The 19,781-nt window shown below is 69.8% G+C and carries 14 protein-coding genes; 6 read left to right on the forward strand and 8 right to left on the reverse strand.

The annotated features are described in order from the left end of the window. Positions 1-208 precede the first annotated feature (208 nt). On the reverse strand, positions 209-1,345 hold the full coding sequence (dnaJ, locus tag ACFWY6_RS19305) for a molecular chaperone DnaJ (protein WP_360765251.1): 1,137 nt from the start codon (positions 1,343-1,345) through the stop codon (positions 209-211). Then, entirely contained in the window at positions 1,346-2,362 is a 1,017-nt protein-coding gene (gene hrcA / locus ACFWY6_RS19310; protein ID WP_135335328.1) for a heat-inducible transcriptional repressor HrcA, read from the reverse strand. Positions 2,363-2,575: 213 nt separating this feature from the next. On the opposite strand from hrcA, the gene ACFWY6_RS19315 reads away from it, so the two are divergent. Beyond that, positions 2,576-3,319, forward strand: a complete 744-nt coding sequence (locus ACFWY6_RS19315) for an MBL fold metallo-hydrolase (protein ID WP_384691664.1) — start codon at positions 2,576-2,578, stop codon at positions 3,317-3,319. Between the two features lie 35 nt (positions 3,320-3,354). Next, on the forward strand, positions 3,355-4,170 hold the full coding sequence (locus ACFWY6_RS19320; RefSeq protein WP_384691667.1) for a DUF3097 domain-containing protein: 816 nt from the start codon (positions 3,355-3,357) through the stop codon (positions 4,168-4,170). A 256-nt stretch (positions 4,171-4,426) separates the two neighbouring features. Here ACFWY6_RS19320 and hemW read toward each other — a convergent pair whose 3' ends face one another. Both hemW and ACFWY6_RS19330 read right to left on the reverse strand, forming a co-directional pair. Beyond that, the gene (hemW, locus tag ACFWY6_RS19325; protein WP_360765260.1) at positions 4,427-5,659 is read right to left on the reverse strand and encodes a radical SAM family heme chaperone HemW; all 1,233 of its coding nucleotides are present in this window, start codon (positions 5,657-5,659) and stop codon (positions 4,427-4,429) included. 50 nt (positions 5,660-5,709) lie between these two features. Then, positions 5,710-7,629, reverse strand: a complete 1,920-nt coding sequence (locus ACFWY6_RS19330) for a SpoIIE family protein phosphatase (RefSeq protein ID WP_384691670.1) — start codon at positions 7,627-7,629, stop codon at positions 5,710-5,712. Positions 7,630-7,932: 303 nt separating this feature from the next. On the opposite strand from ACFWY6_RS19330, the gene ACFWY6_RS19335 reads away from it, so the two are divergent. Both ACFWY6_RS19335 and ACFWY6_RS19340 read left to right on the forward strand, forming a co-directional pair. Beyond that, positions 7,933-12,039 carry a HAMP domain-containing protein gene (locus ACFWY6_RS19335; RefSeq protein ID WP_384691699.1) on the forward strand — a complete coding sequence of 1,369 codons (4,107 nt, stop codon included), beginning with the start codon at positions 7,933-7,935 and terminating at the stop codon, positions 12,037-12,039. A gap of 12 nt (positions 12,040-12,051) precedes the next feature. Next, complete coding sequence (locus ACFWY6_RS19340; protein ID WP_384691673.1) at positions 12,052-12,639, forward strand: two-component system response regulator; 588 nt, start codon at positions 12,052-12,054, stop codon at positions 12,637-12,639. Positions 12,640-12,687: 48 nt separating this feature from the next. Here the strand turns inward: ACFWY6_RS19340 and ACFWY6_RS19345 are convergent, their stop codons facing one another. Together ACFWY6_RS19345 and lepA are read right to left on the reverse strand one after the other, a co-directional pair. Next, entirely contained in the window at positions 12,688-14,577 is a 1,890-nt protein-coding gene (locus tag ACFWY6_RS19345) for an AMP-dependent synthetase/ligase (RefSeq protein WP_384691675.1), read from the reverse strand. Between the two features lie 246 nt (positions 14,578-14,823). Then, complete coding sequence (gene lepA / locus ACFWY6_RS19350; protein WP_360765269.1) at positions 14,824-16,695, reverse strand: translation elongation factor 4; 1,872 nt, start codon at positions 16,693-16,695, stop codon at positions 14,824-14,826. 258 nt (positions 16,696-16,953) lie between these two features. On the opposite strand from lepA, the gene rpsT reads away from it, so the two are divergent. Continuing rightward, positions 16,954-17,220 carry a 30S ribosomal protein S20 gene (gene rpsT, locus ACFWY6_RS19355; protein ID WP_266867063.1) on the forward strand — a complete coding sequence of 89 codons (267 nt, stop codon included), beginning with the start codon at positions 16,954-16,956 and terminating at the stop codon, positions 17,218-17,220. Between the two features lie 293 nt (positions 17,221-17,513). On the opposite strand, the gene holA is transcribed toward rpsT, so the two are convergent. Continuing rightward, positions 17,514-18,497 (reverse strand): DNA polymerase III subunit delta, encoded by a 984-nt coding sequence (holA, locus tag ACFWY6_RS19360; RefSeq protein WP_384691679.1) that lies wholly within the window; start codon positions 18,495-18,497, stop codon positions 17,514-17,516. Positions 18,498-18,616: 119 nt separating this feature from the next. Here holA and ACFWY6_RS19365 point away from each other — a divergent pair, with 119 nt between their 5' ends. Beyond that, the gene (locus tag ACFWY6_RS19365) at positions 18,617-18,862 is read left to right on the forward strand and encodes a hypothetical protein (RefSeq protein WP_135334173.1); all 246 of its coding nucleotides are present in this window, start codon (positions 18,617-18,619) and stop codon (positions 18,860-18,862) included. A 14-nt stretch (positions 18,863-18,876) separates the two neighbouring features. On the opposite strand, the gene ACFWY6_RS19370 is transcribed toward ACFWY6_RS19365, so the two are convergent. Continuing rightward, positions 18,877-19,761, reverse strand: coding sequence for a YceI family protein (locus tag ACFWY6_RS19370; protein WP_384691701.1), 885 nt, complete (start codon positions 19,759-19,761; stop codon positions 18,877-18,879). Positions 19,762-19,781: the final 20 nt, after the last annotated feature.

Raw genomic sequence — 19,781 nt, forward strand, 5'->3', positions numbered from 1 at the left:
TCGTCCCTCGCCGCTCTCGCAAAATCACTCTCTCGACACTCGCCCCGGGCCGGGCACCCACACCCCCCCCCGCGGCCCCCCGGGGCTCTGACATGTGCGGCTCCGCCGCGTGGGCGCGAGCAACCAGAGACGACCCGCGGACGGCAACGCGCCCCCGGCACGGGACGAACCCACTGCCGGGGGCACAAGAAGAGCACCGTCCAAGGCGCTACCGCCCGTTGAACGCGTCCTTGAGGCGCGAGAACAACCCCTGCTGCCCAGGCTGGAACTGGCCGGTAGGCCGCTCCTCGCCCCGCAGCTGCGAAAGCTCCCTCAGCACCCGCTCCTGCTCGGCGTCCAGCTTCGTCGGCGTGAGGACCTCGACGTGGACGATCAGATCGCCACGGCCCCCGCCCCGCAGATGCGTTACGCCGCGCCCGTGCAGCGGGACGGACTGCCCCGACTGCGTACCGGGCCGGATGTCGATCTCCTCGAGCCCGTCAAGCGTCTCGAGCGGCACCTTCGTGCCCAGCGCCGCCGCCGTCATCGGGATCGTCACCGTGCAGTGCAGATCGTCGCCGCGCCGCTGGAACACGGAGTGCGGCAGCTCGTGGATCTCGACGTACAGGTCACCGGCGGGACCGCCGCCGGGGCCGACCTCGCCCTCGCCCGCGAGCTGGATCCGCGTGCCGTTGTCGACACCCGCGGGGATCTTCACGGTGAGCGTCCGCCGCGACCGGATGCGGCCGTCACCGGCGCACTCGGGGCACGGCGTGGGCACGACCGTGCCGAAGCCCTGACACTGCGGGCAGGGCCGCGAGGTCATGACCTGGCCCAGGAAGGACCGCGTGACCTGCGACACCTCACCGCGACCGCGGCACATGTCACACGTCTGGGCGGAGGTACCGGGAGCGGCACCCTCCCCGCTACAGGTCGTACAGACGACAGCCGTGTCGACCTGAATGTCCTTGGTGGTCCCGAAGGCGGCCTCGTCGAGGTCGATCTCCAGACGGATCATGGCGTCCTGGCCACGGCGCGTGCGCGAGCGCGGCCCGCGCTGCGACGCCGTACCGAAGAACGCGTCCATGATGTCCGAGAAGTTCCCGAACCCGCCCTGCCCGAAGCCGCCGGCACCGCCGCCGCCCGCCTGGGACAGCGGGTCGCCGCCGAGGTCGTAGACCTGCTTCTTCTGCGGGTCCGACAACACCTCGTAAGCGGCGTTGATCTCCTTGAAGCGCTCCTGAGTCTTCGGATCCGGATTCACATCCGGGTGAAGCTCACGCGCCAGCCTCCGGAAGGCCTTCTTGATCTCGTCCTGGGAAGCGTCGCGGCGCACGCCGAGTACGGCGTAGTAGTCCGTGGCCACTTACGACTCCGCCAGGATCTGTCCGACGTAACGTGCCACTGCGCGTACTGCTCCCATCGTTCCCGGATAGTCCATGCGGGTCGGTCCGACCACGCCGAGTTTGGCTACTGCCTCGCTGCCCGAACCGTAGCCGACCGAGACCACGGACGTGGAGCTGAGTCCCTCATGGGCGTTCTCATGACCGATCCGTACGGTCATGCCCGAATCCGTGGCCTCGCCAAGCAACTTGAGGAGCACGACCTGCTCCTCAAGGGCTTCAAGCACCGGCCTGATGGTGAGGGGAAAGTCATGTCCGAAGCGGGTGAGATTGGCCGTTCCGCCGATCATCAGCCGCTCCTCGGTCTCCTCGACGAGGGTTTCGAGAAGCGTGGAGAGCACCGTGGCCACCGTGCCCCGGTCCTCCGCGTCGAAGGAGTCCGTCATGTCCTGCACCAGCTGCGGCACGTCCGCGAAGCGACGGCCCGCGACCCGGCTGTTGAGCCGCGCCCGCAGGTCGGCGAGCGAGGTCTCGCCGAACGGCGCCGGACAGTCGATCATGCGCTGCTCGACCCGTCCGGTGTCCGTGATCAGTACGAGCATCAGGCGGGCCGGAGCCAGCGAGAGCAGCTCCACGTGCCGGACGGTCGAGCGGGTCAGGGACGGGTACTGCACGACGGCGACCTGGCGGGTCAGCTGCGCGAGCAGACGCACCGTACGAGCGACCACGTCATCGAGGTCGACGGCACCGTCGAGGAAGTTCTGGATGGCCCTGCGCTCGGGCGCCGCCATCGGCTTGACGCCGGCGAGACGGTCGACGAAGAGGCGGTACCCCTTGTCGGTGGGGATGCGCCCCGCGCTCGTATGAGGCTGGGCGATGAACCCTTCCTCCTCCAGCGCGGCCATGTCGTTGCGGACGGTCGCCGGGGAGACGCCGAGGCTGTGCCGCTCGGTGAGGGCCTTGGAGCCGACGGGCTCCTCCGTCCCCACATAGTCGTGGACGATGGCGCGCAGCACCTCGAGCCTGCGTTCACTGAGCATCCGCGCACACCTCCACCGTCTCGTCCACCGTTTCGCCCTGACACCTGTCTGCCCCGAGCCCTCACCTGGCACTCCCCGCGGGCGAGTGCCAGTCCTCACCGCGCCCAGTGTACGGCCGACGGGTACGGCCCCGGCAAGGGCCGGACCTCGCGGTTCGGTACAGCGGGCGAGGCAGCGGCTGCCAACCGGTCCGCCGGGGGCTAGCGTCGGCTTATGGACGTGGCGCTGGCATGGGACGAGGCGGGTTGGGAGCGGCTTGCGCCGCATGTCGGGCGGCGGCGCCTTCCGGTGTGGGACTGCACGGCGGGGCTCGTCGTCGGCGGCGAATCCGCCCTCATGATCGAGGCGGGCGCGACCCTGCGCGAGGGCGCGGAGCTGCGGACCCAGGCCCGCACCATCCTGGGCGGTGGCCGCCGGGTCACCCATCTCGCCCTGACCCACCCGCACTTCGACCATGTGCTGGGGGCGGCGGCGTTCGCGGGCGTTGAGCTGTACGGCGCGGTGGGCCTGGACACTCTCCTCGCCAAGGGCCGCGACGAGCTGCGGGACTCGGCGGTACGCCACGGTGTCCCGCTGGACGCCGCAGCCGAGGCGGCCGATCTCCTCGTCCACCCGCATCACTTGGTGTGCGGGGAGTGGACGCTCGACCTGGGCGGCGGGGTACAGGTCCTGCTCGCCAACGTGGGCCCCGGCCACTCGGGCCACGACCTGGCGGTCCTGGTGCCCGGCACGGAATCGTCCCCCGAGATCGTCTTCTGCGGCGATCTGGTGGAGGAGTCGGGCGAACCGCAGGCGGGTTCCGACGCGGTCCCGAAGCGGTGGCCTGCGGCGCTGGACCGGCTCCTCGATCTGGGCGGGGACGACGCGTTGTACGTCCCCGGGCACGGAGCCGTGGTGAATGCGGAGTTTGTCCGTGCGCAACGGGCCACACTGGCGGCGCGTTTCGGCGTGTCGTAGGCGGCGGGGCGCCGCCTCTTCCTATCGTCATCCGAATGCGCCAGTACTCCCCCGACCTCACCCCGCCGTGGAAGAAGCCGAAGCCCGTGCCGGAGGTCGCCGCCGATGCGGGCCTCGTGGTGGAGGAGCTGAGCACCGGTTTCTGCGGGGCGGTGATCCGCTGCGAGAAGACCGCGGAGGGGCTGACGGTCACCCTGGAGGACCGCTTCGGCAAGCACCGCGTCTTCCCGATGACGCCGGGCGGCTTCTCCCTGGAGGGCCGTACGGTCACGCTGGTGCGGGCCGCCGCCTCCGCTCCGGTACGCCCCACCCGTACCGCTTCCGGTTCGGTGGCGGTGCCGGGAGCGCGGGCCCGGGTCGCCCGCGCGGGGCGCATCTACGTCGAGGGCCGCCACGACGCGGAGCTGGTGGAGCGGGTCTGGGGCGACGATCTCCGTGTCGAGGGGGTCGTCGTCGAGTACCTGGAGGGCATCGACGACCTGCCCGCGATCGTCGCGGAGTTCGCGCCAGGGCCTGACGCGCGGCTCGGCGTCCTGGTGGACCACCTGGTTCCCGGCTCGAAGGAGTCCCGCATCGCGGCGTCCGTGAGCAGCGCGCACGCGCTGGTCGTCGGCCACCCGTACATCGACGTGTGGGAGGCGGTGAAGCCGGGGTCTGTGGGCATCGCGGGGTGGCCCCGGGTGCCGCGGGGCCAGGACTGGAAGACGGGCGTCTGCCACGCGTTGGGCTGGCCGCCGAATACGGGCGCTGCCTGGCAGCGGATCCTGGGCTCGGTACGCAGCTACCGGGATCTGGAGCCGGAACTCCTGGGCCGGGTGGAAGAACTGATCGACTTCGTCACGGCCCCCTAGCCCACCGACGCGCCGTCGTCGACCGCGCCGCCGTACCGCCGCTCCGCGGCGAAAGCTTTCCCGCCCACCCACCCGATTGCCCGGCAGCGGCCCGCCCACCCGTCAGCAGGTCTTCCAGCCCGGCCGCAGGCATTTCAGCCCGTCCGGCGATTGAGGACGAACTCGCCGAAGGCGGTGATCTACGGCCACCTCGCGGCCGGCGCAGCCGGAATGTTCAGGAAGGGGCGGGGTTGGGGAAAGCAAGCCCGCTCTGGCCTCAGTCCACCAGATCCCGCACCACCCCATCCGCCAGCAACCGCCCCCGCAGGGTCAGCACAGCCCGCCCCTCCCCGAACGGCCCCGCCTCCAGCAGCCCCTCCTCCAACGCCCGGCCCGCCGCCGCCCGCCCCGCAGGGCGGAGCAACGACAAGGGGCACCCCGAAAGCAGCCGCAGCTCAAGCAGGATCCGTTCCACCCGCCGGTCCTCCGGCGAGAGGATCTCCCGCCCGGCCCCGGGCGACCGCCCGGCAGCCAGCGCTCCCGCATACGCCCCCGGATGCTTCACGTTCCACCACCGCACACCCCCGACATGGCTGTGGGCCCCCGGCCCGGCCCCCCACCAGTCGGCCCCCCGCCAGTACAACTCGTTGTGCAGACACCGCCCCGCCTCCGATGTGGCCCAGTTGGACACCTCGTACCAGGAGAATCCCGCACCCCCAAGCACCTCATCGGCGATCAGGTACCGGTCCGCGTGCACGTCGTCGTCCGTCATCGGCACCTCCCCGCGCCGAATCCGCCGCGCCAGCTGAGTGCCTTCCTCCACGATCAGCGCGTAGGCACTGACGTGGTCGGGCCCCGCCCCGATCGCCGCGTCGAGCGAGGCCCGCCAGTCGGCATCGGACTCCCCCGGGGTGCCGTAGATCAGGTCCAGGTTCACGTGGTCGAAGCCCGCCGCGCGGGCCTCCGCCACGCACGCCTCGGGGCGGCCCGGCGTGTGCGTACGGTCGAGCACCTTCAGGACGTGCTGCTTCGCGCTCTGCATGCCGAAGGAGATGCGGTTGAAGCCACCGGCCCTGAGCTCGGCCAGGTACTCGGGCCCGACCGACTCCGGGTTCGCCTCAGTGGTGATCTCCGCATCGTCCGCAAGGCCGAACTCGTCCCGTACGGCACCCAGCATCCGGACGAGATCACCCGCCGCCAGCAGCGTCGGCGTGCCCCCTCCGACGAACACGGTCCGCACCGGACGCGGATCGTCGCCCAGTACCTTCCGGGCGAGGCGGACCTCGTCGATCAGGGTGTCCGCGTAGTTGTCGCGCGAGGCGAGGACGCCGCCGGATCCGCGCAGCTCGGTCGCCGTGTACGTGTTGAAGTCGCAGTATCCGCAGCGCGTGGCGCAGTACGGAACGTGGAGGTAGAAGCCGAGCGGACGGGCCCCCGCCCCCTGCAGGGCGGACGCGGGCAGCGTCCCGTCCTCGGGCATGGGCTCACCATCGGGCAGTGCGGAAGGCATACCTTCGATTGTCCCGCACCGCCGGGAATCCCCGAGCCGCCCTCGGATCCCTACCGCGCCTGCAGCACGAGCACCGCCATGTCGTCGTCCGGCGGCCGCTCGGAGAACTCGTGCACCAGGCGTTTGATCCGCTCCGCGACCAGACCGGCGTCGAGCCCCGTGCAGCCGGCCAGCGCCGCCGCCAGGCCGTCCTCGTCGTCGAACATGTGGCGGCCCGAGCGGCGCTCCGTGACACCGTCCGTGACGCAGAGGAGCGTGTCGCCGGTCCGTAATTCGAAGGTCTCGCTGGTGTACGTCACGTCGTCGACGACCCCGAGGAGGAGCTGGGGCGTGGCCGCTCCCCGGACGTCCCCGTCGGGGGAGAGCAGGAGGGGCAGGGGGTGTCCCGCGCTCGCGACGGTGCAGCGGACGCCGCCCTCGACGGGCACCAGCTCGCCGTAGAGGAGGGAAAGGAAACGGGACGTGGCGCCGTCCTGCGGCACGCCCTGGCCGCCCGCCACCGCGACCACCGCGGCGGCCGCGTCCGCCGCCTCCGTCGCGTCGTCGAGGAGGAGCTGGTTGAGGCGGTCGAGGACCTCCGCGACCTGGTAGCCCTCGCGGGCGAGCAGGCGCAGCCAGGGCCGGGCGAGGCCGATGACGACGGCCGCCTCGACGCCCTTGCCCTGGACGTCGCCGAGCGCGAAGCACCAGCGTCCCTTGCCGGCCTGGAACACGTCGTAGAAGTCGCCTCCCGGGCCGCCCTTGTCCCGCGGTTCGTAGACGACGCCGGTCTGTACGCCGGGAATTTCGGCCACGGTTCCCGGCAGCAGGCCGCGCTGCAGAACCTGGCTGATATTGGCCTGCCGCTGGTAGCGGCGGGCGGCGCTGACGGCGAGGGCGACGCGGCGGCTGAAGTCCTCGATGAGCCCGGTGACCTCGTCGGCGAAGCGCACCATTCCGGACCGCCCGATGACGAGCGTGCCGAGCGCGCGTCCGCCCGCGGTCAGGCGGTAGGCGAGCGCCGTGCCGGCTTCTTCGGCCGGCAGCGCCTCGGCGGGCCAGGGCACGGGGACCGCGCCGGAGCCGACCGTGCCGGACAGCCGGGGCGGGTCCTTCTCCAGAGCGCGGCGCAGTTCCTCTATGCGCTGCTCGCTGGTGTGCCAGACGCGGGCGAGGCGGGTGCCGGGCTCCCCGGCGCCGGCGCCGCGCCCGGCGGCCTCCGTCTCGTCGTCGAGCCAGACGGCGCACCAGTCGGCGAGCCGGGGCACCAGGAGCTGCCCGGCGAGCGCCGCCACCAGATCCTCGTCGAACTGTCCGGCGAGCAGGTCGGAGGCCTCGGCGAGGAAGGTGAGCGCGCCGCGGTTGACCCACTCCGTGTCGTGCGTGATCCGCTTCGGCAGCGGCGCGAGGATCTCGGCGGCGCGCAGCCCGCGCTGCAGGGCCTGTTCACTGGCGTACGACTCGATCTCCTGGACGGCCTGTACGCCCTCGACGGGGAGGCGGGCCCAGACGGTCTTGGTGCCGGTGCGGTAGGTGATGCCCCAGGACTCGGAGAGGGTCGCGACGAGTTGCAGGCCCCTGCCGTACTCGGGGGTGCCGGGCGGCTGGGGCACGGGCTCGCTGCGCACCGCGCGGGCGGGGTGATGGTCGGAGACCTCGATGACCAGGGCGTCTGCGCTCTCGCCCAGGCCTGCCTCGTCGAGCCGGCACACGAGCTCGACGGTGGTGCCCGCGTGCACCACGGCGTTCGTGACCAGTTCGCTGGCCAGGAGCACCGAGTCGTCCGCGAGGCGGTCGGTGATCCCCGCGGCCGCGGGCACGGCGAGTTCGGTCCAGTCGGCGAGCGCCGCGCGCACGAACCTGCGCGCGGCGGCGGGCGCCATCGGGTTGCCGGGCAAGGATGTGCGCACCACGGCCGGCGGGCCGGGGCGGTGCTCCGGCTGGAGGGACGCACGGAAAGTGGTCTCCCGTTGCATCGGAATGGACCCCACGTTTCGGCTCCTGAGCAGTTCGGTCGAATACGCCTCAGGCGACACGGACAGAGTGACAGACTGGCCACGCCCATAAGCACCGAGTTACTGAAGTGGGCCGTTATGAGTGAGAACAGTGGTATGCCTGTGCTCGGTTTCGGCCAGATTCCGGCTCCGATACCCGTGCCGGATCCGGTCACGGTCACACCCGTCGACGGCATGGTCACGCCCGTCGCGAGCATGGCCGCATCCGTCGAAAGCACGGCCGCATCCGTGGAGAGCTCCGCGGAGCTGACCTCCGATCTGCGTTCCCTCCTGTCGGCGATGCGGGCCGCGCGGGACGGGGACTTCACCAAGACCGCGGTGACCGGTGCCGGCCTGGCCGCCGAGCTGCACACGGTGTTCAACGAGATGCTGGACCGCTCGCTCCACTTCGACAGCGAACTCACCCGCGTGCGCCGGGAGATCATCCGCCATGGCCACCTCGACGAACGGTTCTCGGCGAGCCCCGGACAGGGCAGCTGGACCACCCGCGTCATGAACGTGAACTCGCTGCTCAACTCCCTGGTCGCGCCGGCGGCCAACGCCACGCGCGTCCTGAACGCGGTCGCGGGCGGCGACCTCACCCAGCGTGTGGACCTGCACGACGGCTCGCGTGAACTGCGGGGCGATCTGCGGCGCCTGGGCCGCGCGGTGAACACGATGGTCGACCAGCTGTCGCTCTTCACGGGCGAGGTCACCCGGGTCGCGCGCGAGGTCGGCACGGAGGGGCGGCTCGGCGGGCGCGCCAAGGTCCGCGGCCTGTCGGGGAGTTGGCGGGACGTGACGGAGGCCGTGAACACGATGGCGTCCCGGCTCACCGCCCAGGTCCGGGACATCGCCCTGGTGACGACGGCGGTGGCGCAGGGCGATCTGACGCGTACGGTGACGGTCGAGGCGACGGGCGAGCTGCTTGAGCTGAAGCTCACCGTGAACACGATGGTCGACCAGCTCTCCGCCTTCGCGGCCGAGGTGACGCGGGTGGCGCGCGAGGTCGGCACGGAGGGGCAGCTGGGCGGCCGGGCGCAGGCGCGGGGTGTGTCGGGGGTCTGGAAGGACCTCACCGACAACGTCAACTTCATGGCCTCCAACCTCACTTCGCAGGTACGGAACATCGCGCAGGTGACGACCGCCGTCGCGAACGGCGATCTGAGCCAGAAGATCACCGTCGACGCGCGGGGCGAGATCCTGGAGCTGAAGTCGACGGTCAACACGATGGTCGACCAGCTCTCCGCGTTCGCCGACGAGGTCACGCGCGTGGCCCGCGAGGTCGGCACGGAAGGCAATCTGGGCGGGCGTGCTCAGGTGCGCGGGGTCTCGGGCGTCTGGAAGGACCTCACCGACAACGTCAACTTCATGGCGGACAACCTCACTTCGCAGGTCCGCAACATCGCGCTGGTGTCGACGGCGGTCGCCCAGGGCGATCTCGGCAAGAAGATCACGGTCGAGGCGAAGGGCGAGATCCTGGAGCTGAAGTCGACGATCAACACGATGGTCGACCAGCTCTCCGCGTTCGCCGACGAGGTCACGCGCGTGGCCCGCGAGGTCGGCACGGAAGGCAACCTCGGCGGTCAGGCGCAGGTGCGCGGGGTCTCCGGCGTATGGAAGGACCTCACCGACAACGTCAACTTCATGGCGTTGAACCTGACGTCGCAGGTGCGGAACATCGCGCAGGTCACCACGGCCGTCGCCAACGGCGATCTGTCCAAGATGATCACGGTGACGGCGCGCGGCGAGATCCTGGAGCTGAAGGACACCGTCAACACGATGGTGGCGCAGCTGCGGGCCTTCGCCGACGAGGTGACGCGGGTGGCCCGCGAGGTCGGCACGGACGGGCGGCTCGGCGGCCGGGCCCAGGTCCTCGGCGTATCGGGGGTGTGGAAGGACCTCACGGACAACGTCAACTACATGGCGGACAACCTCACCGGTCAGGTCCGCAACATCGCGCAGGTGGCGACGGCGGTCGCCGAGGGCGACCTGTCCAAGAAGATCGACGTGGACGCGCGCGGCGAGATCCTGGAGCTGAAGACCACCATCAACACGATGGTGGACACGCTGTCCTCGTTCTCCTCCGAGGTCACCCGGGTGGCCCGCGAGGTCGGCTCCGAGGGTCAACTGGGCGGCCAGGCAAGGGTCGAGGGCGTCTACGGCACGTGGAAGCGCCTGACGACGAACGTGAACGAGCTGGCCCTCAACCTCACCACCCAGGTCCGTGCGATCGCCGAGGTCGCGTCCGCCGTGGCCCAGGGCGACATGACCCGCTCCATCACGGTCGAGACCCGCGGCGAGGTCTCCGAACTCAAGAACAACATCAACCTGATGGTGTCCAACCTCCGCGAGACCACCCGCGCCAAGGACTGGCTGGAGTCCAACCTGGCCCGCCTCGCGGGCCTGATGCAGGGCCACCGCGACCTGATGGAGGTCGCCGATCTGATCCTGCGCGAGCTGACCCCGCTGGTGAACGCCCAGTACGGCGCGTTCTTCCTGGCCGACCCGGACACCGAGGACAGCGCGACACTGCAGACTCCGCCGGCCAAAGGGCTCGCCTTCATCGCCGGATACGGCTCGGCGCAGGGCTCGGTCGTCGACACCGGAGCGATGCCCGCGCACGGCCTGGTGCGGCAGGCGGCGCTTGAGAAGAAGCGGATCCTCGTCGACGAGGTGCCGCCCGACTACATCAAGATCACCTCGGGGCTCGGGGACGCAACCCCGGCCAGCCTCGTGATCATCCCGATCCTCTTCGAGGACAAGCTGCTCGGCGTGATCGAGCTGGCCACGTTCTCCCGCTTCTCCGACGTCCACCTGGCGTTCTTCGACCAGTTCGTGAGCACCATCGGCGTCGCGATCAACACCATCATCGCCAACTCCCGTACGGAATCACTGCTCAGCGAGTCCCAGCGGCTCGCCACCCAGCTGCAGGACCGCTCGGACGAACTCCAGCTCCAACAGGCCGAGTTGCAGCGCTCCAATGCCGAACTGGAGGAGAAGGCGGCACTGCTCGCCACGTCGTCGCAGTACAAGTCGGAGTTCCTCGCGAACATGTCGCACGAGCTGCGCACCCCGCTGAACTCGCTGCTCATCCTGGCCCGGCTGCTCTCCGACAACCCCGACGACCATCTCTCGGACCAGGAGGTCCAGTTCGCGACGACCATCCACCGCTCGGGCTCGGACCTTCTCCAGCTCATCAACGACATCCTGGACCTGTCGAAGATCGAGGCGGGCCGGATGGACGTGCGCCCCAAGAGCCTCCCCCTCATCAAGGTCCTCGACTACGTCCACGCGACGTTCCGCCCGCTCACCCTCGACCGCGGTCTCGCCTTCGAGGTGTCGGTCGGCGAGGACGTGCCGCGCGAGATGTTCTCCGACGAGCAGCGCCTCCAGCAGATCCTGCGCAACCTCCTGTCGAACGCGGTCAAGTTCACCGCGAGCGGCCGCGTCGAGCTGCGCGTGACCCGCGTCAAACACCCCGCCGACCGGCCGCGCCAGGACAGCGACGACCTGATCTGCTTCGCCGTCAAGGACACCGGCATCGGCATCCCTGCCGAGCAACTCCCCGTCATCTTCGAGGCGTTCCAGCAGGCCGACGGCACCACCAACCGCAAGTACGGCGGCACCGGCCTCGGCCTCTCCATCAGCCGCGAGATCGCCGGACTCCTCGGCGGCCGCATCACCGCGGAGAGCAGCCCCGGCCAGGGTTCCACCTTCACGCTGTTCATCCCCGTGGTGCACCCCGGACACGGGGCCGCCGCCGCGGCGTACGCGGCGGCCCGGACCAACGCCCCGCCGGCCCCGGAGGACCGGACGGCCGCCTTGTCCCCGCACTCCTTCCACGACCGGGACGACAACTGGCCCACGCCCACCAAGCTGGAGGAGTATTGCGAAGGCCGGGCGGGCCGGGTCCTTCGTGGCCGCCGGGTGCTCATCGTGGACGACGACATCCGCAATGTCTTCGCCCTGACGCACGTACTGAGCCGGGTGGGCATGCCGGTCCTGTACGCGGAGAACGGCCGTGAGGGCATCGAGACCCTGGAGCGCAACCCGGACGTCGACATCGTCCTGATGGACATCATGATGCCGGAGATGGACGGCTACGAAACGATCGCCGCGATCCGCCGCACGCCGCGCTGGTCCGGCCTGCCCATCATCGCGCTGACCGCCAAGGCGATGCCCGGCGACCGCGACAAGGCGATCGCGCAGGGCGCCACCGACTACGTACCCAAACCCGTGGATGTGGACCAGCTGCTCAGCGTGGCCTGCGCCCTGCTGGCACCCGAGGGCGGTGCGGGCACGGTGGAGCTGTCCGCACCGGCCACCACACCGCCCGAGAAACCCGTTGTCCCGGAGCAGCCGCGCACACCAGGGGAGAGCGCTGTTCCGCCGAGGCCCGAGTGAGGCACCGTCACCATGAGCACAGAGGTCATGACCGACAACCGCGCGAGCATCCTCCTTGTCGATGACATGGAGGACAATCTGATGGCGCTCGAAGCCGTCCTGGGGTCACTCAACGAACCACTGGTACGCGCCCGTTCGGGCGAGGAGGCGATGAAGGCAATCTTGCGGCAACGCTTCGCCGTGATCCTTCTGGACGTCCGGATGCCGGGCATGGACGGCTTCGAGACCGCGACGAACATCAAACGGCTCGACCAGACCAAGGACGTACCCATCATCTTTCTGACGGGCACGGACAACGACGCGGGGTACGCCTTCCGCGGCTACGCGACGGGCGCCGCCGACTATCTCACCAAGCCGTTCGACCCCTGGGTGCTGCGCGCCAAGGTCACCGTCTTCCTCGAACTGCACCGCAAGAACCAGCAGTTGGAGCGCATCCTGGCGCGCGAGCAGCAGCAGTTCGACGAGCTGGCGGCGCGCCTCGCGGCGATCGAGACGCACATGGCGGCCAGCAGCCTCAAGGACGTCCTTGAACTGCGCCACCATGTGACACACATGGAGGAGATGGTGAAGGAGATGCGGCGCGGACGGAGTGGCAGGTGAGGGCCGCGAAACCCCGTGAACACCCCGTCCGCGTGCGGGACTTGAGGCTCAGGCCTCGCGCGAGCCCGCGTACATCTCGTCGATCAGGTGCTGGTACTCACGCTCGACGACCGGGCGCTTCAGCTTGAGGCTCGGCGTCAGTTCGCCGTGCTCGATGTCCAGGTCGCGCGGGAGCAGCTTGAACTTCTTGACGGTCTGCCAGCGCTGCAGGCCTTCGTTGAGCTGCTTCACATAGCCCTCGATGAGCGCGACCGTCGCCGGGGCGGCGACCACGTCGGCGTAGCTCTTGCCCTCCAGACCGTTCTCCTTGGCCCAGTCCAGGATGGCGGGCTCGTCGAGGGCGATCAGGGCGGTGCAGAAGTTCCGGTCGGCGCCGTGCACCAGGATGTTGGAGACGTACGGGCACACGGCCTTGAACTGGCCCTCGACCTCGGCGGGCGCGATGTACTTGCCGCCGGACGTCTTGATCAGGTCCTTCTTGCGGTCGGTGATCTTCAGGTACCCGTCGGGGGACAGCTCACCGATGTCCCCGGTGTGGAACCACCCGTCGGATTCGAGCACCTCGGCCGTCTTGTCCGGCAGGCCGTGGTAGCCCTCCATGATGCCGGGGCCGCGCAGCAGGATCTCGCCGTCGTCGGCGATCCGGACCTCGGTGCCGGGCAGCGGCTTGCCGACGGTGCCGGTGCGGTAGGCCTCGCCGGGGTTCACGAAGGAGGCCGCGGAGGACTCGGTCAGGCCGTAGCCCTCCAGGATGTGGATGCCGGCGCCGGCGAAGAAGTAGCCGATCTCGGGCGCGAGCGCCGCCGAGCCGGAGACGGCGGCGCGCAGCCGTCCGCCGAAGGCTTCCCGCAGCTTGGAGTAGACGAGCGCGTCGGCGACCTTGTGCTTGGCGCCGAGCCCGAAGGGCACCGAGGCGTTGCCGGTCCTGCGGAAGTTGTCCTGGCTGACCTTGGCGTACTCGCGGGACACCTCGGCGGCCCACACGAAGATCTTGTACTTGGCACCGCCGCCGGCCCGCGCCTTGGCCGCGACGCCGTTGTAGACCTTCTCGAAGATGCGCGGCACGGCCGCCATGTACGTCGGCTGCACCACCGGAAGGTTCTCGATGATCTTGTCCACGCGGCCGTCGACGGCGGTGACGTGCCCGAGCTCGATCTGCCCGGAGGTCAGCACCTTGCCGAAGACGTGCGCGAGAGGCAGCCACAGGTACTGCACGTCGTCGGGGCCGAGCAGACCGGTCGCGGCGATGGCCTTCGCCATGTACGACCAGTTGTCCTGCGGAAGGCGCACGCCCTTGGGCTTACCCGTGGTGCCGGAGGTGTAGATGATCGTGGCGAGCTGGTCCTTGGTGATGGCGGCGATCCGCTCCTTGACCGCCTCCGGGTTCTTCTCCAGGTGGGCGGCGCCGCGCGCCTCCAGGTCGGCGAGCGTGAGCAGCCAGCCGTCGGGGTCGCCGTCGACGGGCTCCGCGCCCTCGGTGTCGATCACCACGACGTGCTTGAGCTCGGGCAGCTCGGCCCGCTTCTCGCGCGCCTTGGCGAGCTGCTCGGCGTTCTCGGCGATCAGCACCCGGCTGCCGGAGTCGGCCAGGATGTAGGTGGACTCCTCGGCGTTGGTCTGCGGATACACCGTGGTGGTGGCCGCGCCGGCACAGAGGATGCCGAGGTCGGAGAGGATCCACTCGACCCGGGTCGACGAGGCGAGCGCCACCCGGTCCTCCGGCGCGAGGCCGAGCTCGATCAGGCCCGCGGCGATGGCGTAGACGCGCTCGGCGGCCTGCGCCCAGCTCAGCGACTTCCAGTCGTCGGGGCCATCGCCGGCGGCCGCCGGCACGGGATAGCGGTAGGCCTCGGCGTCCGGCGTGGCAGCCACGCGCTCCAGGAAGAGATGCGCCACGGACGGCGGACGGTTCTCGATCAAGGTCTGTGTGTCGCTCACGACATCCTCCGGGCCCGCGACAGTGCGGCGACTGGCTGGCGGCCTGCTTGATTTGCTCTGGCGGCTGCTTGTTTAACTTGCGAGTAACCTGCGAGTGGTGATCAGAGTAGAGCGCCGAAGCCCGCTGCGTAAGGGCCTTCTGCCTGTCACTTCCTACAGCTTCTGCCTGCCACCCCACACAGAACGGGTCCGCCGCGCAAAAGCGCGACGGACCCGTCGTGACGCCCGCGTCGGGCGGGGCGTCTGTTACTTCTTGGGCTTGCCCGGACCGCTGTCGTCGCTGGAGAGCACCGCGATGAAGGCTTCCTGCGGCACCTCGACGGAGCCGACCATCTTCATGCGCTTCTTGCCCTCCTTCTGCTTCTCGAGCAGCTTGCGCTTACGGGAGATGTCACCGCCGTAGCACTTGGCGAGGACGTCCTTGCGGATGGCGCGGATGGTCTCGCGGGCGATGACCCGGGAACCGATCGCGGCCTGCACGGGCACCTCGAAGGCCTGCCGCGGGATGAGCTCGCGCAGCTTGGCGACGAGCCGCACGCCGTACGCGTACGCCGCGTCCTTGTGCGTGACGGCGGAGAAGGCGTCGACCTTGTCGCCGTGCAGCAGGATGTCGACCTTGACCAGGCTGCTGGCCTGCTCGCCCGTGGGCTCGTAGTCGAGGGAGGCGTAACCGCGCGTCTTGGACTTCAGCTGGTCGAAGAAGTCGAAGACGATCTCGGCGAGCGGCAGCGTGTAGCGGATCTCCACGCGGTCCTCGGAGAGGTAGTCCATGCCGAGCAGGGTGCCGCGCCGGTTCTGGCACAGCTCCATGATCGAGCCGATGAACTCGCTCGGGGCGAGGATCGTGGCGCGTACGACGGGTTCGTAGACCTCGTCGATCTTGCCCTCGGGGAATTCGCTCGGGTTGGTGACGGTGTGCTCGGCGCCGTCCTCCATGATCACGCGGTAGACCACGTTCGGAGCGGTGGCGATGAGGTCGAGCCCGAACTCGCGCTCGAGCCGCTCACGGATCACGTCGAGGTGCAGGAGGCCCAGGAAGCCGACGCGGAAGCCGAAGCCGAGCGCCGCCGAGGTCTCCGGCTCGTAGACGAGCGCGGCGTCGTTGAGCTGCAGCTTGTCCAGGGCCTCGCGCAGGTCGGGGTACTCCGAGCCGTCCAGCGGATAGAGACCCGAGAAGACCATCGGCTTCGGGTCCTTGTAACCGCCCAGGGCCTCGGTCGCGCCCTTGTGCAGGGAGGTGATCGTGTCACCGACCTTGGACTGACGGACGTCCTTCACGCCGGTGATGATGTAGCCCACCTCGCCGACGCCGATGCCGTCGGCCGAGGTCATCTCCGGGGACGAGACACCGATCTCGAGCAGCTCGTGCGTGGCGCCGGTGGACATCATCCGGATCCGCTCACGCTTGTTGAGCTGGCCGTCGACGACACGTACGTACGTCACGACGCCCCGGTAGGAGTCATAGACCGAGTCGAAGATCATCGCGCGGGCGGGCGCGTCCGCGACACCGACCGGCGGCGGGACCTCGGCCACGACCTTGTCGAGCAGCGCCTCGACGCCCATGCCGGTCTTCGCGGAGACCTTGAGCACGTCCTCCGGCTGGCAGCCGATGAGATTGGCCAGCTCCTCGGAGAACTTCTCCGGCTGTGCGGCCGGCAGGTCGATCTTGTTGAGCACCGGGACGATCTTGAGGTCGTTCTCCATCGCCAGGTAGAGGTTGGCGAGAGTCTGAGCCTCGATGCCCTGGGCCGCGTCGACAAGGAGGATCGTGCCCTCACAGGCCGCCAGCGAGCGCGACACCTCGTACGTGAAGTCCACGTGCCCCGGGGTGTCGATCATGTTGAGGATGTGGGTCTTGCTCTGCTCGGGGCCCTCGGTGGGGGCCCAGGGCAGACGCACCGCCTGGGACTTGATCGTGATGCCGCGCTCGCGCTCGATGTCCATCCGGTCGAGGTACTGAGCACGCATCTGGCGCTGCTCGACCACACCGGTCAGCTGGAGCATGCGGTCGGCGAGCGTGGACTTGCCGTGGTCGATGTGCGCGATGATGCAGAAATTACGGATCAGAGCCGGGTCGGTACGGCTCGGCTCGGGCACATTCTTAGGGGTCGCGGGCACGCAGGGTCCTGTCTCTTGAGGCGCCTGTCGCCTCGGGGTCGGATCTCCGGATCGATACGTAGGTTCCATGGTCCCATGGGTGGGGCACTGGGCCAGGTGTGGGCCGCTCGCGGCGGGGACCACGCCCGGATTGGGCCGGTCGCGGGGCGGCTGGTAATCTGGGCAGCTGTGTCTCCTGGCCCTCTCGGTTCTGAGGCACGTGTCAAAAAAACTCATCTGCAGTACCTCTGCAGTACCTGAACCTGAAAAGGCTCTTTCGTGGCGAACATCAAGTCCCAGATCAAGCGGATCAAGACCAACGAGAAGGCGCGTCAGCGCAACAAGGCGGTCAAGTCTTCCCTGAAGACCGCGATCCGCAAGGCCCGCGAGGCCGTTGCCGCGGGTGACACCCAGAAGGCCGTCGAGGCGACGCGCGAGGCTTCGCGCCAGCTCGACAAGGCCGTCTCCAAGGGCGTCATCCACAAGAACCAGGCCGCCAACAAGAAGTCGGCGCTTGCTTCGAAGGTCTCGACCCTCCAGGGCTGAAGCCCTTGCCCCGGCTCGCCGGGGCGCTGATCAATCCTCCCGCGAGGGTAATTCGAGCCCTCTACCTCGAATCGCGGACAGACTCCGCAGTACGCCACGCTGCGCCAATGCCCCCGGACCCACTCTGGGGGCATTGCTGTGTCCGGGGCCCGTTCAGGGGCGCGGGGTGGGTGCCCTTTAGCTGCCAGGGGATGCGCCCCTTTAGGGGCGCGGGGAACTGCGCGACAAGCCACGGCGCACCCGCAGACAGCGAACCCGGCGGGCACCCAACGGCGCAGACTCACCAGCAAGGGCTAGCGGCGAGACCTCGCGGCGCGGGCAATAGTGACCACGGCCTTCTCCAGCGCGTACTCCGGATCATCCCCACCGCCCTTGACCCCCGCGTCAGCATCCGCGCAGGCCCGCAGAGCCACCGCCACCCCGTCGGGAGACCACCCCCGCATCTGCTGCCGAACCCGATCAATCTTCCACGGCGGCATCCCCAGCTCCCGGGCAAGATCAGCCGGCCGCCCGCCCCTCGCGGAGGACAGCTTCCCGATCGCCCGCACGGCCTGCGCCAACGCACTGGTGATCAGAACGGGCGCGACCCCGGTCGACAACGACCACCGCAACGCTTCCAGCGCCTCCGCGGCCCGCCCCTCCACGGCCCGGTCGGCCACCGTGAAGCTGGAGGCCTCCGCACGACCCGTGTAGTACCGCCCGACGACCGCCTCGTCGATCGTGCCCTCGACATCCGCCACCAGCTGGGACACCGCGGAGGCCAGCTCCCGCAGATCGCTGCCGATCGAGTCGACCAGGGCCTGGCAGGCCTCAGGCGTGGCCGAACGGCCGAGCGTGCGGAACTCGCTCCGTACGAACGAGAGCCGGTCCGCGGCCTTGGTCATCTTGGGGCAGGCGACCTCGCGGGCCCCCGCCTTGCGGGCCGCGTCGAGCAGGCCCTTGCCCTTGGCACCGCCCGCGTGCAGCAGGACGAGGGTGATCTCCTCGGCAGGCGAACCGAGATACGCCTTCACGTCCTTGACCGTGTCGGCCGACAGATCCTGCGCGTTCCGTACGATCACGACCTTGCGCTCGGCGAAGAGCGAGGGGCTGGTCAGCTCGGCGAGCGTGCCGGGCTGCAGCTGGTCGGGGGTGAGGTCGCGTACGTCCGTGTCCGCGTCGGATGCGCGGGCGGCGGCGACCACCTGCTGCACGGCGCGGTCGAGGAGAAGGTCCTCCTGGCCCACGGCGAGCGTGAGGGGAGCGAGCGGGTCGGCGGTATCTGTCTTCCTGGCCATCGCGGTCAAGCATCCCACGCGGCACTGACAGTCCATCCGCACGGCAGTCCATCCCGTACCGCAGCCCATCCCGTACGGCCGGTTCCCGAGCCGCTCACCCGGTACCGGAGAATGGGCGGGTGACCGACGTACGACATGTCCTGGTGCTGCCCGACCGCGATGCCGCGGAGGAAGTCGCCGAAGAGCTCCCCGACCGTTTCCGTGTCGCCGAGGAACCTCAGCTCGTCCGTGACGCCCTGGCCGGCGAGGACGACGCCGAGGACGCCCAGTGGCTGGTCGTGGTCGAGGACCCGGAGCGGCGCCTGGACCGCGCGGCACTCGACGCGCTCGCGGCGGAGTACGAGGGCTGGCTGGAGGCTCCGTAGGGATCCTCCGGCGGTCAGCCCTTGGGCAGGACCTGGATGTCGAGGTCGATCGTGATGCTGGGGCCGACCGCGGCGATACCGCGCGCCAGCATCGTCTGCCAGGTGATCGTGAAGTCGTCGCGGTGCAGCTCGGTGGTGGCACGGCAGGCGACCCGGGTCTCGCCCTCGAGCCCCCGGCCGACCCCGAGGTACTCGGTGTCCAGCGTGACCGTGCGCGTCACTCCGTGCAGCGTGAGGCCGCCCGTGACCGCCCAGCGGCTGCCGCCCTTGTGCACAAAGCGGTCGCTGTAGAACTCCATCGTCGGGAACCGCTCCACGTCGAGGAAGTCGCCGGACCGCAGATGGTCGTCGCGCATCGTGACCGCGGTGTCGATGGAGGCCGCGTCGATGACGACATGCATCGCGGAGTTCTCCATCCGGTCGGCCATCCGGATCGCGCCCGCGAAGCTGTTGAAACGTCCGTGGATACGGGCAAGACCGATGTGCCGCGCGGTGAAGCCGACCGAGGAATGCAGGGGGTCGATCTCCCAGTCCCCGGAATCGGGCAGCGCCGGAGGGTGCGCGACCTGGAGCATCACATCGCCGAGCGACGCGTGCGTGCTCTCCCCGACCGTGGCGTTCGCCCGGTACGGCGTGAACCCCTCCGCGGAGACCGCCAGGCGGTAGTCACCCGCCGGAACCGTCGCCACGAACGAGCCGAACGGATCCATCCCCCCGGTGACGACCTTGCGCCCCATGGCGTCGCTGACCGCGAACTCCGCGTGCCGCACCGGTTCGTTGACGGGGTCGAGCACCCGGCAGCTGAGCACCCCCGCACTGGGCGGAACCGGCACGGCGGACAGCAGTCCCCCTGCTCGGCCGCCTCGGTTCGTACGGTTCCCCAGCCAACGGCCGAACATGTGCGACATACCCCCGCGCT

The sequence above is a fragment of the Streptomyces sp. NPDC059037 genome, from assembly GCF_042740015.1.
Classification (GTDB): Bacteria; Actinomycetota; Actinomycetes; order Streptomycetales; family Streptomycetaceae; genus Streptomyces.